Source organism: Rhodanobacter lycopersici (assembly GCF_040812335.1).
GTDB lineage: Bacteria > Pseudomonadota > Gammaproteobacteria > Xanthomonadales > Rhodanobacteraceae > Rhodanobacter_A > Rhodanobacter_A lycopersici.
In genome coordinates this window covers 272,634-286,753 of the sequence record NZ_JBFOHK010000004.1, presented here as the reverse complement: position 1 = coordinate 286,753, position 14,120 = coordinate 272,634, and the positions used below count along the sequence as shown (strand labels likewise).

Annotated in this window: 15 protein-coding genes; 13 read left to right on the top strand and 2 right to left on the bottom strand. The window is 68.9% G+C overall.

Annotated features, from left to right (window positions below):
• The first annotated feature begins 12 nt into the window (after positions 1 to 12).
• The 5 genes from leuS (at position 13) to map (ending at position 5,899) form a co-directional block, all read left to right on the top strand.
• A complete protein-coding gene (gene leuS / locus ABQJ54_RS15220) occupies positions 13 to 2,658 on the top strand; it encodes a leucine--tRNA ligase (protein ID WP_367855163.1) in 2,646 nt (881 codons plus the stop codon).
• Positions 2,659 to 2,663: 5 nt separating this feature from the next.
• Entirely contained in the window at positions 2,664 to 3,203 is a 540-nt protein-coding gene (locus ABQJ54_RS15215) for an LPS-assembly lipoprotein LptE (protein ID WP_367855162.1), read from the top strand.
• Positions 3,203 to 4,219 carry a DNA polymerase III subunit delta gene (gene holA, locus ABQJ54_RS15210; protein ID WP_367855161.1) on the top strand — a complete coding sequence of 339 codons (1,017 nt, stop codon included), beginning with the start codon at positions 3,203 to 3,205 and terminating at the stop codon, positions 4,217 to 4,219. Before ABQJ54_RS15215 ends, holA begins: the two co-directional genes overlap by 1 nt.
• A gap of 172 nt (positions 4,220 to 4,391) precedes the next feature.
• Positions 4,392 to 5,042 carry a nicotinate-nucleotide adenylyltransferase gene (nadD, locus tag ABQJ54_RS15205; RefSeq protein WP_367855160.1) on the top strand — a complete coding sequence of 217 codons (651 nt, stop codon included), beginning with the start codon at positions 4,392 to 4,394 and terminating at the stop codon, positions 5,040 to 5,042.
• Between the two features lie 110 nt (positions 5,043 to 5,152).
• Positions 5,153 to 5,899 (top strand): type I methionyl aminopeptidase, encoded by a 747-nt coding sequence (gene map / locus ABQJ54_RS15200; protein WP_367855159.1) that lies wholly within the window; start codon positions 5,153 to 5,155, stop codon positions 5,897 to 5,899.
• A gap of 10 nt (positions 5,900 to 5,909) precedes the next feature.
• On the opposite strand, the gene msrB is transcribed toward map, so the two are convergent.
• Both msrB and ABQJ54_RS15190 read right to left on the bottom strand, forming a co-directional pair.
• Entirely contained in the window at positions 5,910 to 6,530 is a 621-nt protein-coding gene (gene msrB / locus ABQJ54_RS15195; RefSeq protein WP_367855158.1) for a peptide-methionine (R)-S-oxide reductase MsrB, read from the bottom strand.
• A 135-nt stretch (positions 6,531 to 6,665) separates the two neighbouring features.
• On the bottom strand, positions 6,666 to 8,393 hold the full coding sequence (locus ABQJ54_RS15190) for a cytochrome c biogenesis protein DipZ (RefSeq protein WP_367855157.1): 1,728 nt from the start codon (positions 8,391 to 8,393) through the stop codon (positions 6,666 to 6,668).
• Between the two features lie 475 nt (positions 8,394 to 8,868).
• Between ABQJ54_RS15190 and ABQJ54_RS15185 the strand changes: the two genes are divergently transcribed.
• The 8 genes from ABQJ54_RS15185 (at position 8,869) to ABQJ54_RS15150 (ending at position 14,120) form a co-directional block, all read left to right on the top strand.
• The gene (locus ABQJ54_RS15185; RefSeq protein WP_367855358.1) at positions 8,869 to 9,393 is read left to right on the top strand and encodes an RNA polymerase sigma factor; all 525 of its coding nucleotides are present in this window, start codon (positions 8,869 to 8,871) and stop codon (positions 9,391 to 9,393) included.
• A 5-nt stretch (positions 9,394 to 9,398) separates the two neighbouring features.
• Positions 9,399 to 10,052 (top strand): NrsF family protein, encoded by a 654-nt coding sequence (locus tag ABQJ54_RS15180; RefSeq protein ID WP_367855156.1) that lies wholly within the window; start codon positions 9,399 to 9,401, stop codon positions 10,050 to 10,052.
• An 86-nt stretch (positions 10,053 to 10,138) separates the two neighbouring features.
• Entirely contained in the window at positions 10,139 to 10,453 is a 315-nt protein-coding gene (locus ABQJ54_RS15175) for a pentapeptide MXKDX repeat protein (RefSeq protein ID WP_367855155.1), read from the top strand.
• A gap of 107 nt (positions 10,454 to 10,560) precedes the next feature.
• Positions 10,561 to 11,643: an NAD(P)H-dependent flavin oxidoreductase gene (locus ABQJ54_RS15170; RefSeq protein ID WP_367855154.1), complete on the top strand. Its 1,083-nt coding sequence runs from the start codon at positions 10,561 to 10,563 to the stop codon at positions 11,641 to 11,643.
• Positions 11,644 to 11,719: 76 nt separating this feature from the next.
• Positions 11,720 to 12,106: a ribosome silencing factor gene (rsfS, locus tag ABQJ54_RS15165; RefSeq protein ID WP_367855153.1), complete on the top strand. Its 387-nt coding sequence runs from the start codon at positions 11,720 to 11,722 to the stop codon at positions 12,104 to 12,106.
• A 439-nt stretch (positions 12,107 to 12,545) separates the two neighbouring features.
• Positions 12,546 to 13,016, top strand: coding sequence for a 23S rRNA (pseudouridine(1915)-N(3))-methyltransferase RlmH (gene rlmH / locus ABQJ54_RS15160; protein WP_367855152.1), 471 nt, complete (start codon positions 12,546 to 12,548; stop codon positions 13,014 to 13,016).
• Between the two features lie 86 nt (positions 13,017 to 13,102).
• Positions 13,103 to 13,552: a GNAT family N-acetyltransferase gene (locus ABQJ54_RS15155; RefSeq protein WP_367855151.1), complete on the top strand. Its 450-nt coding sequence runs from the start codon at positions 13,103 to 13,105 to the stop codon at positions 13,550 to 13,552.
• Between the two features lie 10 nt (positions 13,553 to 13,562).
• Positions 13,563 to 14,120 carry a Maf family protein gene (locus tag ABQJ54_RS15150; protein WP_367855150.1) on the top strand — a complete coding sequence of 186 codons (558 nt, stop codon included), beginning with the start codon at positions 13,563 to 13,565 and terminating at the stop codon, positions 14,118 to 14,120.

Here is a 14,120-nt window from a genome sequence, read left to right as displayed (position 1 = left end):
GGCTACGGAACCATGCAAGACACCCACGACCCCAGCAAGACCGAGCAGGACTATCAGCCGCAGGCAGTGGAGGCCGCCGCCCAGCAGTACTGGAGCGTGCAGCACGCCTACGAGGTGAAGGAAGACCCGGCCCGGCCGAAGTTCTACTGCCTCTCGATGCTGCCGTATCCGTCGGGCGCGCTGCACATGGGCCACGTGCGCAACTACACCATCGGCGACGTGATCAGCCGCTACCAGCGCATGCAGGGCCGGAACGTGCTGCAGCCGATGGGCTGGGACGCGTTCGGCCTGCCCGCCGAGAACGCCGCGATCAAGAATCGCACCGCGCCGGCCAAGTGGACCTACGCCAACATCGAGCACATGCGCAGCCAGCTCAAGTCGCTGGGCTACGCGATCGACTGGGGCCGCGAGTTCGCCACCTGCCGCCCCGAGTACTACCGCTGGGAACAGCTGATGTTCACCCGGCTGATGAAAAAGGGCCTGGCCTACCGCAAGAACAGCGTGGTGAACTGGGATCCGGTGGACCAGACCGTGCTGGCCAACGAGCAGGTGGTGGACGGCCGCGGCTGGCGTTCCGGCGCCGTGGTGGAGAAGCGCGAGATCCCGCAATGGTTCCTGCGCATCACCGACTACGCGCAGGAGCTGCTGGACGGCCTGGACACGCTGCCCGGCTGGCCCGACGCGGTGAAGACCATGCAGCGCAATTGGATCGGCCGCAGCGAGGGCCTGGAGATCCACTTCGCGGTGGAAGACGAGGGCGAACCGCTGAGCGTGTTCACCACGCGCCCCGACACGCTGATGGGCGTCACCTTCGTCTCCATCGCGGGTGAGCATCCGCTGGCGTTGAAGGCCGCGCAGAGCAATCCGCAGCTGGCCGCCTTCCTCGACGAGTTGAAGCACGGTGGCGTCTCCGAGGCCGAGCTGGAAACCCAGGAAAAGCGCGGCATGGCCACCGGCCTGTTCGCCATCCATCCGGTCAGCGGCGACAAGGTGCCGGTGTGGGTGGCCAACTTCGTGCTGATGGGCTACGGCACCGGCGCGGTGATGGCAGTACCTGGCCACGACGCGCGTGATTTCGAGTTTGCGCACAAGTACGGTTTGCCGATCAAGCAGGTGATCGCCGCGGGCGACGAAGCCTACGACCCGGCGAAGTGGCAGGAGTGGTACGGCGACAAGACCCGCGCCGACATGCGCGTGGTCAACTCCGGCGCGATGGACGGCAGGGATTACCGGGCCGCCTTCGACTATATCGCCGGCGTGCTCGAAGCCGACGGCAAGGGCCAGCGCCGCGTCAACTGGCGCCTGCGCGACTGGGGCGTCAGCCGCCAGCGCTACTGGGGCTGTCCGATCCCGGTGATCTACTGCCCCAAGTGCGACGCGGTGCCGGTGCCGGAAGACCAGTTGCCGGTCGTGCTGCCCGAGGACGTGGCGGACGCGTTTGCGAAGGCCGGCGGCGTGCAGTCGCCGATCAAGGCCGACCCCGAGTGGCGCAAGACCACCTGCCCGCAGTGCGGCGCCCCGGCCGAGCGCGAGACCGACACCTTCGACACCTTCATGGAATCGAGCTGGTACTACGCGCGCTACACCTCGCCAGGCGCGAACGGCCAGGTGGACGAACGCGCCAACTACTGGCTGCCGGTGGACCAGTACATCGGCGGCATCGAGCACGCGATCCTGCACCTGCTGTACTTCCGCTTCTATCACAAGCTGCTGCGCGACGCAGGGCTGGTGAAGTCGGACGAGCCGGCCACCAACCTGCTGTGCCAGGGCATGGTGATCGCCGAGACCTTCTACCGCGACAACGCCGACGGCTCGAAGGACTGGATCAATCCCGCCGAGGTGGAAATCCAGCGCGACGACAAGGCGCGCGTGGTCGGCGCAGTGCTCAAGGCCGATGGCCAGCCGGTGCAGATCGGCGCCACCGAGAAGATGTCCAAGTCCAAGAACAACGGCGTCGATCCGCAGGCCATGGTGGGCAAGTACGGTGCCGACACGGTGCGCCTGTTCTCCATGTTCGCCGCGCCGCCGGAACAGTCACTGGAGTGGAACGAGGCCGGCGTGGAAGGCATGGCGCGCTTCCTGCGCCGCTTCTGGCGCGAGGTGGTGACGCACGCGTCGCAGCCCGACCACCCGGCGGTGGATCCGGCGCAGCTCGACGCCGGCCAGAAGGCGCTGCGCCGCCAGCTGCACGAGACCATCCAGAAGGTGGGCGACGATTTCGGCCGCCGTCATTCCTTCAATACCGCGATCGCGGCGCTGATGGAGCTGCTGAACGCCGTGGGCAGGTTCGCCGACATGGGCGAACAGGGCCGCGCCGTGCGCCACGAGGCGCTGGAAAGCATGGTGCTGCTGCTCAACCCGGTGGTGCCGCACGTCAGCCACCATCTGTGGCAGGTGCTGGGCCACGCCGAGGCCGTGCTGGAAGACCAGCCCTGGCCGACCGTGGACGAAAGCGCGCTGGTGCGCGACAGTCTGACCCTCGCGGTGCAGGTCAACGGCAAACTGCGCGGCACCATCGAGGTGCCCGCGAATGCCGGCAAGGAGGAGGCCGAGGCGCTGGCGCGGGCGCAGCCACAGGTGGCCGCCTTCCTGCAGGACCTCACCGTGCGCAAGGTGATCGTGGTGCCGGGCAAGATCGTCAACATCGTCGCAGGATGAAACCCATGAACCGCATGCTCCGTGTCGCGTCGCTGTTCGCCCTTACCCTTGCGCTGAGCGCCTGCGGTTTCCATCTGCGCCGCAACGCCGCGTTGCCGCCTTCGATGAGCCGCGTGCACCTCACCGTCAATGGCAGTGGCGACCTGCAACGCAAGCTGGCCCGCACGCTGGAAAACTCCAACGTTACCGTGGAGGACGACGGCGGCCCCGGCATCGCCGAGCTGAATGTTCCGGTAGCCACGTTCGGCACCCAGTCGTTGACCCAGGGCGGCTATGTGCAGATCACGGAATACGCGGTGCGCATGCATACCGAGTTCGATCTGACGGATGGCGGCGGCAAGGTTCTGCTGCCGCGCCAGCACATCGACATGCAGCACGAATACAGCTACGACTCCACCGATGCCGTGGGCAATGCCGCGGAAGTGCAGCAGATCGAGTCCAGCCTGATCGATGACACGGTGCAGGCGATCATGTTCCGCCTCGAAGCCGCGGGTCAGCACCCGCAAGCCGCGGCGGCGGGACCGGCATCCACCGACCAGCCCTGATGCCGCTCGCCCCTGCGCAATGGCAGAAGGCGCTGGCTGCCGACCGGTTGGCGCCGGTGTACCTGCTCGCGGGCGAGGAGCTGCTGGTGCTGGAAGCCGCCGACGCGCTGCGCTCGCAGGCAAAAAAGCTCGGTTACGCCGAGCGCGAGGTGCTCGAGGTCGGCCCGCATTTCGACTGGGATGACCTGGCCCGCGCCGCCGCGGGCATGTCGCTGTTCGCCACGCGCCGTTTGCTCGACCTGCGTCTGCCCACCGGCCGTCCCGGCGTGGACGGCGCCAAGGCGATCAACGAGTTCTGCGCCGATCCGCCGCCTGACGTCACCCTGCTGATCACCGCGATGGAGTGGAGCAGCAAGCACGACGGCGCCTGGAGCAAGAAACTCGACGCCGCCGGCATCATGGTGGTGTTCAACGCGCCCAGACCCAACGAATGGGCGGCCTGGATCGGCGCGCGACTCGCCTCGCGCGGCCTCGCCGCCACGCCCGACGCCGCGGTCCTGCTGGCCGAGCGCGTGGAAGGCAACCTGCTCGCCGCGGCACAGGAAGTGGACAAGCTTGCCGTGCTGCGCGCCGGCGACAGCAGCCGCATCGACGCCGACGCGATGGAAAGCCTGGTCGCCGACAGTGCGCGCTACGACGTGTTCAAGCTCACCGACGCCGCGCTGGCCGGCGAGGGCGCGCGCGCGCTGCGCATCCTCGCCGGTTTGCGTGCCGAGGGCGACGAGTTGATCGCCATGATGGGCTGGCTGGTGAACCAGCTGCAGCTCGCCCTGCGCCTCGCCAACGCACAGGACCTCGCCGCGCAGGCGCGCACCGAACGCTTGTGGCCCGCGCGCGAGCAGCTGTTCCGCAAGGCACTGCGCCGTGCGCCGCGCGAGCACTGGCTGGCCTGCCTGGCGCGGGCTTCGCGCATCGACCGCATCGCCAAGGGACGCGAGCAGGGTGAGCCCTGGCGCGAGGCGGAGCGCTTGATCGCCGCGATGGCGGAGCCACGGGTGGCGCGGGAGCTGGCATGACACGCATGCCGCTCGCTTTACCCCTTCTTCCGCTTGCGGGAGAGGGGGCTGGGGAGAGGGGCTCTTCCTCTCTTGCCGGTGGCGACAGAGCGGTTTCGGGCGCCACACGATGCGGCCACACCGCGCCGTATCTGGAGACTGAGGGGAGATTGGTTCTGGTGGAGGTTGTGCGATGAGCACTCGCCCCCTCGCCATCTTCGGCGGCACCTTCGACCCCATCCATATCGGCCACCTTACCGTGGCGTGGGAAGCGGCCGAGTTGCTGGATGCGGAGGTGCGCTTGATGCCGGCGAACGTGCCGCCGCATCGGCCCGTACCGCTGGCTTCCGCGGCGGAGCGCGTGGCGATGCTGCGGGCGGCCCTGGCCGGGCAGTCGCGGTTGGCGCTGGATGCGCGCGAGCTGGGGCGTGAGGGGCCTTCGTACACCGTCGATACCTTGCGCGAGCTGCGTGGGGAACAGGGTGCGCGCCCATTGGTGCTGCTGCTTGGCGCGGATGCCTTCGCGGGTTTGCCGGGGTGGCATCGCTGGCGCGAGTTGTTCGACTACGCCCATATAGGCGTGCTGAGCCGTCCTGGCGCGGATGCCGTGGTTCCCGATGCATTGGCCGAGGAGGTCGCTGCGCGCCATGTCGATGACGTGGCGGCACTACGCTCGGTGCCTGGGGGCAAGGTGACCGAACTCATGGTGACGCCACTGGAAGTCTCCGCCACCCGCATCCGCGAACTGCTCGCCGCGGGGCGCGATCCGCGCTATCTGTTGCCGCCGGGGTTGTTCGATGACCCGGCGTTGCTGATGCCGTACCGCAAGTCGCCTTTGGTCTAGGAGCGTGCATCCTGCATGGGCTGGTCGGCGGAATGCCGTCAGGCATTGCACGATGCAGCGCCGCTTGCATGGCCTTCTCGGGTAGTCTGCACATCTGGAAAGGAGGTCGCATGACCATCGAAACCGAAGCCGATGTCATTGCGCTCAAGCGCATAGGCCGGATCGTTTCCTGGGTGCTTCAGGAAATGCTCGACGCGGCCGAGCCCGGCATGACCACGCTGGAGCTGGATGCGTTGGGCGAGCAACTGCTCGAAAGGCACGGCGCGCGGTCGGCGCCCAGGCTCACCTACGATTTTCCCGGCGCGACCTGCATCAGCCTCAACGAGGAGGCGGCGCACGGCGTCCCGGGCAGCCGGATCATCGGGGCCGGCGACATGCTGAACGTCGATGTCTCGGCCGAGCTGGACGGCTATTTCGCCGATACGGGAGGAACGCGGGTCGTGCCTCCCGGCAATCCGCAGAAGACGCGCCTGTGCCATGCGACCCGCACCGCCCTCGCGGAAGCGATGAAGCAGGCCCGTGCGGGCCAGCCCATCAACGGCATCGGTGCGGCGATCCAGCGGACCGCGAAGACGTATGGCTTCAGGATCATCGAGAACCTTGGCAGCCACGGGGTCGGCCGTGCGCTCCATGAGGAGCCCGAGCACATTCCCGGGTATTTCGACCCGACGGACAAGCGCCTTCTGGAAGAGGGCATGGTGATCACCATCGAGCCTTTCCTTTCGACGAAGAGCCGCGTGGTGACCGAGATGTCCGACGGCTGGACCCTGGTCGGGGAGCACGGCAACCTGTCGGCGCAATACGAGCACACGATGATCATCACCAAGGGTCAACCGATAGTCGTCACCCGGCACTGAGCCGGGGCAACTATCCGCTCGTCCGCTCCACGAACCGCAGCGCCACCGAGTTCATGCAATAGCGCAACCCCGTCGGCTGCGGCCCGTCGTCGAACACGTGGCCGAGGTGGCTGTCGCAGCCGGCGCAACTGATGGCGATGCGTTCCATGCCGAAGCTGTCGTCACGGGTCTCGATCACGTTGCGTTTCGCGATGGGGCGCCAGAAGCTGGGCCAGCCGGTGCCGGAGTCGAATTCGGTGGCGGCGTCGTAGAGCGCGGTGGCGCAGGCGACGCAGCGGAAGATGCCGGGTTGTGCGGGGCGTTCGTGCGGACCGCTGAAGGCGCGTTCGGTACCGTCGCGGCGCATCACGTCGAAAGCCAGCGGCGACAGGCGTGAGCGCCATTGCGCGTCGGTGAGCACCAGCCGGTGCACCTTGCAGGGGCCGAGGTCGCGGCCGTCGTTGGCAAAGCACTCCAGCAGCGCGTCGCCGGGCCGGGTATGGACCAGTGCGGGTATACCGCCTTCGGCGCCGGCGGCGAGCAGGCGGGGCAGCGCGAAGCTGCCACCCACCGCGAGCAGGGCGCCGCCGCTGAGTGCGGCGCGCAGGAAACGGCGGCGATCCATCGCGAGGGTTTCGTCGATGCGAGACATGGGGCCTCCGTGGATGTGTTCGATGTGCGTCGGCGTATTCCGTAGGAGCGGCTTCAGCCGCGATGCTCTTCACGGGGCGACTCGCGCAAAGGCCATTGCGGCTGAAGCCGCTCCTACGCTCTCAAAAGCCCTGGCTCAGCCGAACGTGAACGCGTAGGCGTGCACGCCCGGGTCGAGGAAGGTGATGGTGAACGTGCGTTCGCCGTTGCCGTGGGCCTGGCGCACCAGCTGGTACAGGCGCTGCGCGGTGACGGTGCCGTTGCCGCCGGCATCGGTGTCCATGCCGTGGTCGGCGCCGGGGGCATGGCCGTCGAGCGTGATGCGGAAGCGCACCGGCTTGCCGTCCGCGCCGGGGCCAAGCACCAGGTGCAGGTCGCGGCCGCGGAAGCGGTAGGTGATAGAGCCGCTGGCCGTGTCCAGCGTGGCTGCCTGTGGCTGCACGATCCAGCGACCGGCGAGCGCCCACTGGTTGCTGGCGAGTTGCGCAGGCGTGCGGTAGTCGAAGGCTTCGTCGTGCGCGACCTGGCCGCTGGCGAAGTTCTCGGCGCGCGCGTAGCCCACGTAGGTTTCCGGCGAGCGATCGTCGTCGTTGGAGATCGCTGCCTGCGCACCCTTCGCATCGGGCTGCACGTGGCCGCCGGGCAGGTTGGTGTTGCCGGCCTCGGTCAGCAACTGGCGGATCACGTCCTCGTCTTCGGCGTAGCCACCCTCGCCGAAGCTGTGGTGGCGGATGCGGCCCTGCGCGTCGATGAAGTATTCCGCCGGCCAGTATTCGTTGTTGAAGCCCTGCCAGATCGCGTAGCCGGAATCCAGTGCCACCGGGTAGTGCACGCCGAGCCGCTGCACGGCGGCCTGCACGTTGGCCGGGTCCTTCTCGAACGCGAACTCGGGCGAGTGCACGCCGATGACGACCAGGCCGTGGTCCTTGTACTTGTCGTACCAGGCTTCGACGTAGGGCAGCGAGCGCAGGCAGTTGATGCAGGAATAGGTCCAGAAATCGACCAGCACCACCTTGCCGCGCAGCGCGGCGGGCGTGAGCGGCGCGCTGTTGAGCCAGCCGGTGGCGCCGGCCAGCGACGGCAGCGTGCCCTCCACCGGCAGGGCCGCACCGGGTTTCGGCGCAGGCGAAGCCACGGCGGCGGGCATCGGGCGCACGGCGTCGATCAGCTTCTGTTCGATGCGGTTGGTGCCGGCCAGCGAGACGCGGGTGAGCACGCCGGTGTCCACACCCGAGGCGATGGCGACCACGCCGGCCAGCACCAGTGCGCCCAGCGCGCGGCGCACCCACTGGCCCGCGCCCAGCGAGCGCTTCATCAGCGCGAACACCTTGCCGCCCACCGCCAGCGCCAGCGCCAGCGAGGTGGCCGCGCCCAGTGCGTAGGTGAGCAGCAACAGGGTGGTGGTCACGCTGGCGCCCTTGAGCGCGGCGCCGGTCAGCAGCAGGCCGAGGATCGGCCCCGCGCACGGCGCCCACAGCAGGCCGGTGGCTATCCCGAGGCCCGCCGCGCCCCAGGTCGATTCGCCGTCGCCATCGGTGCGCTGCGACAGCCGGTTGCCCAGCGCCACGAACGGCCGCGTGAGCCATTCGGCGACGTGCGAAGAAAGCAGGGTGAGGCCGAGCAGGGCCAGCACCACCAGCGCCACGGCACGGCCGTACTGGTTCGCGTGCACCGCCCAGCCGCCGCCCACCGCCGCCAGCGTGGCGACCAGGGCGAAGGTGGCCGCCATGCCGAGCAGCATCGGCAGGCCGCTCTTCAGGAACGGGCGGTCGGCGCGGGCGAACACGAAGGGCAGCACCGGCAGGATGCAGGGGCTGAGGATGGTGAGCACGCCGCCGAGATAGGCGAGGATCAGCAGGAACATGGTGGTGGTTCCGGGTTGGGATGTGCTGGTGATTCGCTGTCACCGTGCCGGCGGTTACATCGCCGGCTATAAGAGCCTGCTCAATGCCTCCGCACGGCAAGGCAACCCGGAGGCCCGGGTCTGTTTGCCCGCATGCCGGCGTCATCACTCGGTCGTGGACGGGCGTCCACTCCTCGCTCCTCAAGGCCGAACTCATCCATGGACTCTCCCCGCGTGCCTTCGTTCTTGCTTGGCCTGCGCGCAAACAGCTCCCGGCGCGTGCCATGCGGAGGCATTGGGCAGGCTCCAAGGTAACCATGGCGACGGATGCGGCGAATCGCCGGATGGAACCGCAGCATGGGACGAAGCCCCCTTGACCGCCGACGGCAGCTTGGTACTAGATGGTGGTCTCGTCCCGCCATCGGATCGCCGCGCCTCCGTGTCTGCCGAACCCGCCAGTGCCAGCGAACAGGTCGACCGGCGGCGCGCCGCGTGGATGGCCGCTGCGCAGGCGGGCGATCGCCGCGCCTACGAGCGCGTGCTGGCCGATTCGGTGGCGCTGATCCGCGCGGTGGCGCGACGGCAGGGCGTGGCGACGGACGCGCTGGACGACGTGGTGCAGGAGACCCTGATCACCGTGCACCGCGTGCGCCATACCTACGATCCGACCCGCTCCTACGACGCCTGGCTCAGCGCGATCGCCAGTCGCCGCGCGATCGACGCGCTGCGCAGCCATGGCCGGCGCGAGCGCCGCGAGCTGCACGACGAGTTCGCGCTGGACCAGCACCCCGACCGCGACGATGCCAGCGCGGATGCCGAACGCCGCCAGCAGGCGCGTCGCCTGCGCGAAGCCATCGCGCAACTGCCGCCCGGCCAGCGCGAGGCGGTGGAGCAGCTCGGCCTGCGCGAGCAATCGCTGGCCGAGGCCGCCGCGCAGACCGGCCGCAACACCGGCGCGCTGAAAGTGAACCTGCACCGCGCCTTGAAGGCGTTGCGCGATCGCCTGCACGGAGAACCCTGAGCAACATGTCCGACGTCCGCCGCCACGAAGCCTTGATCGACGCGCTCGGTGCCGAGCTGGTGCCGGTGCGACGCCTGCTGCCGCCGTGGCTGCGCACGCTGGGCTGGCTGGCGCTGGTGGCCGCGTTCGCGGTGCTGCTGTTCGCGCATTACGGTGACGCACCCATGCTGCGCCGCTGGACCGGTGCGCCGGATCTCGCCTGGGCCGCGCTGGGCGCGGTGCTGACCGCGATCACGGCGGCCTGGGCCGCGTTCACGCTGGCCGTGCCGGGACACTCGCGTGCCTGGGCCTGGCTGCCGCTGCCGCCTGCGCTGCTGTGGATCGGCGCCAGCGGCCTGGGCTGCCTGCGCACCTGGCTGGCGCCGGGCACCAGCATCGCCACGCTGCACCAGTCCGCCGACTGCCTCGTCTTCATCATCGCCTTCTCGATTCCGCTGTCGGCCCTGCTGGTATGGCTGCTGCGCCGCGCCTGCCCGCTGCGCCCGCTGCTCACCGCCTTGCTGGTGGGACTGGCCAGCGCGGCCGCCTCGGCCAGCCTGCTGGAGATCTGCCACGCCTTCGACGCCGCCGCCACCGACCTGCTGACCCATGCGCTGGCGGTGCTGATCGTGGTGGCGGCGAATGCGGCGATGGGCGGCCGCCTGTTGTCGCGGCAATGAGGTAACCGTTGCCCATCGGGCGACGAAGCAGCGGATGGAGGCGGTGCGCCCGCTTCCGTCCCTTTTCTCATTCAAGGATTCCACCCATGAACGCACGCATACTCGCCACCCTCGCGCTTTCCGCTGCCGTCGGCGCCTTCGCCTTCGCGCCTGCTTTCGCGCAGGACGCCATGCCCGCCGCTTCCGGCTCGGCGATGTCGCACGGGGCCATGCAGTCCAAGGACGCGATGAAGGGGTCCATGCACAAGGACGCGATGAAGGGGTCCATGCACAAGGACGCGATGAAGATGAAGAAGGACTCGATGAAGTCCAAGGCCATGAAGCAGGACGCCACGATGAAGAAGGGCGATGCGATGAAGATGAAGAAGGATGCCGGCGATGCGATGAGCAGCGGCGGCTGAATGTGGCTCCGGCATGGCGGATGCCGTTGCATCCGCCATGCCGGGCTTCATGCCGCATGGACGCTGAGGGCCGATAATGGCGAGGTCCCCCGCAATGGATGGTGCGCATGTCCTCTCTTGCACAGCGGTTCGGCATCGAATGCCCCCTGGTCCAGGCGCCGATGGCCGGCGCCACCACGCCGGAACTGGTCGCCGCGGTGTCGCAGGCCGGCGGCCTGGGTTCGCTGGGTGCGGGCTATGCCGAGCCGCAGGCCATCCTCGACCAGGCGGCACGGATCCGGGCGCTCACCGATCGCCCGTTCGCGCTGAACCTGTTCGTGCTGCCCGATGACTTCGTGCCCGACATGGCCGCGGTGGCGCGAGCCCGGGAGTGCCTCGATGCGTTGATGGAGCGCGAGGGACTGGCCGTGCGCACCAGTCTGCCGGCGCGCTGGGCGCCGCGTTTCTCCGAGCAGTTCGCCGCGCTGTGCGAGGCACGGCCGGCCGTGGCCAGTTTTGCATTCGACCTGCTCACCCCGGTGCAGGTGCAGGAATTGCAGCGCCGCGACATCTACGTGGTGGGCACCGCCACCACGGCAGCGGAGGCGCGTGCCTGGGCCGACCGTGGCGCCGACGCGGTATGCGTGCAAGGAGCCGAGGCGGGTGGCCATCGCGGCGGCTTCCTGCATGCGGACGAGGCGCCGCTGATCGGCCTGTTCGCGCTGATCCCGCAAGCGGTGGCCGCGGCCGCGGCCTGCGGCAGGGAGGTGCCGGTGATTGCCGCGGGCGGCATCATGGACGGCGCCGGCATGCTCGCCGCCGAAGTGCTGGGCGCGGCGGCCAGCCAGCTCGGCACCGCCTTTCTCGCCTGCCCGGAATCGTCGGCGGCCGAGGCATGGAAGCGCGACCTGCTTGCGGCAGAGGATCGCCGCGTGGCGACCATCCGCAGCTTCTCCGGTCGCGCCGCGCGCGGCTTGCGCAACCGCTATGTGGAGGCGATGGAAGGCATGGTTGACAGGCTGCCGGCCTATCCCGTGCTCAACGCGCTCACCGCGCCGTTGCGGCGCGCGGCGGCTGCCGCCGGCCGCGCCGATCTTGTTTCCGAATGGTGTGGCCAGGCCGCCGCACGGGTGCGTCCGCAACCCGCGGCCGAGCTGGTGGCGCGGCTGATGCATGAATACCGGTTGGCGCGGCGGACGCTGGCGCATTGACTTGTGCCGGCGTCGCGGGCGTTATACTGCCGCCGCGCCGCCCTGGCGCGCCTTTCCGCATCGAGGCTCCCCCATCTTGAGCACTAGCCGCAAGACCAAGACCGATTCCACCGCCGAACTGCGCAAGACCGTTGTCGCCGCGCTGGAAGAACTCAAGGCCAAGGACGTCCGCGAGATCGATGTCCGCGGCAAGACCTCCATCGCCGACCTGCTGGTGATCGCCTCCGGCACCTCCGCGCGCCACGTCAAATCCATTGCCGACGAAGTGGTGAAGTTCGCCAAGAAGGCGGGCGTGATGCCATTGGGCGTGGAAGGCGAGCAGGAAGCCGAATGGGTACTGGTGGACCTCGGCGACGTGATCGTCCACGTGATGCTGCCGCGTATCCGCGAGTTCTACGGCCTGGAGCGGCTGTGGACGGTGGGCGACCGCGAGCCGGGTGTCGACGCCGCGAGCGCGGGGTGAGCACCAGTTGTCCTTCCTCTCCCATGCGGAAAGGGCGCAACTTTTCTCCCTCTCCCCTCCGGGGCGAGGGCCGGGGCGAGGGGCGAATCTTGCGATGCCTCTCCCACGAAGCGGACAAGCGCTTCGATGGTTTTTCCCGCGAGCCCCGACCCCTCACCTCAATCCTCTCCCCGGAGGGGAGAGGAGGCAAAGGTGGGCCGTTCTTTTCTCCCTCTCCCCTCCGGGGAGAGGGCTGGGGTGAGGGGCGAATCTTGCGGCTGACAGGCTACGAAGCGGAAAGGCGCTTCGATGGTTTTTCCCGCAAGTCCCGACCCCTCACCTCAATCCTCTCCTCGCTCCTCAAAGCTGCGGCCATCCATGGCCGCTCCCCGCGTGCCCCGCAGGGGAGAGGAGGCGAACGCGGGCGCTGCGCGCCGCCTTTTGTCCTTGGACGGCAATGATGCGCGTGCGCATCATTGCCGTCGGGGAACGCATGCCCGGCTGGGTGGCCGAGGGCTTCGCCGAATACCGCAAGCGCCTCTCGCACGACTTGCCGCTGGAACTGGTCGAACTGAAGCCGGGCGCGCGCGGCAAGGGCCGCGACGACGCGAAGGCGATGCAGGACGAAGGCGCGGCGATCCTCGCCGCGTTGCCGCGCGACAGCCATGTCGTGGCGCTGGATGGCCGCGGCAAGACCTGGTCCAGCGAGGAGCTGGCCGGACAGCTGGCGACGTGGCGCATGGCCGGGCGCGACCTGGCCTTCCTCGTCGGCGGTCCCGACGGCCATGCACCTGCGGTGCTGGCGCGCGCCGACCAGCGCTGGTCGCTGGGTTCGCTTACCCTGCCGCACATGCTGGTGCGGCTGGTGCTGGCCGAACAGTTGTACCGCGCCACGACCATCGCGGCGGGGCATCCCTATCATCGTGCCTGACCATGATGGGACCTCGCAGCACCACCATCCGGGCAGCGCTGCGAATCGCCCGGTCCGGTTCGCCATGTGAAGCTGGAGGAAAGCCCATGTCGTTCGAGATACGCCGCGCCACCTTCCACGACCTCGACAGCCTGGTGCCGCTGTTCGACGGCTATCGCCAGTTCTACGGCAAGGCTTCCGACGAGGCGGGCGCGCGCGAATTCCTCACCGCACGCCTGCGCCTCAACGAGTCGATGATCCTGCTGGCACGCGACGGACATGGTGCGGCGTTGGGTTTTACCCAGCTCTATCCGCTGTTTTCCTCGGTGCGCATGGTGCGTACCTGGTTGCTCAACGATTTGTTCGTGGCCGCTTCGGCGCGGCGGCGAGGCGTGGCGAAGGCCCTGCTGGAAGCCGCCGCCACGCAAACCAGGAACCTGGGTGCGGCCAGCCTGTCGCTCTCCACTGCGCACGACAACCTGGCCGCACAGGCGCTGTATGAATCGCTGGGCTGGCAGCGCGACACGCAGTTCCGCGAATACGCCATCACACTCTGAAGGACCCTGCATGCTCCATCTCGCCTCGCAGTCGCCGCGCCGTCGCGAATTGCTGGCCCAGCTCGGCGTGGACTTCCGGGTGGTCGATGTGGACGTGCCCGAAGTGCGCACTGCGCAGGAGTCGCCCCGCGAATACGTGAACCGGGTCGCCCGCGACAAGGCGCGGGCGGGGCTTGCCGCGCTGGACGGTGTCGCCGCTGCGCGGGTGCTGGGCGCGGATACCGAGGTGGTGCTGGACGATGAAGTGTTCGGCAAGCCGCGCGACGCGCTCGATGCTGCGGCGATGCTGCGCCGCCTGTCCGGCCACACGCACGCGGTGGTCTCGGCCGTATGGCTGGTCGATGCGCGCGGTGAGTGCAGCGCCTGTTGCGTGTCGCGGGTGCGCTTCGCGAAGCTCGACGAGGCCACCATCGCCGCCTATGTCGCCACCGGCGAGTCCCTCGGCAAGGCCGGCGCCTATGCGATCCAGGGGCGCGGCGCGGCCCTGGTGGAACATCTGGATGGCAGCTATTCGGGCGTGATGGGCCTGCCCCTGTTCGAGACGGCGAAGCTGTTGCGCGACGGCTGA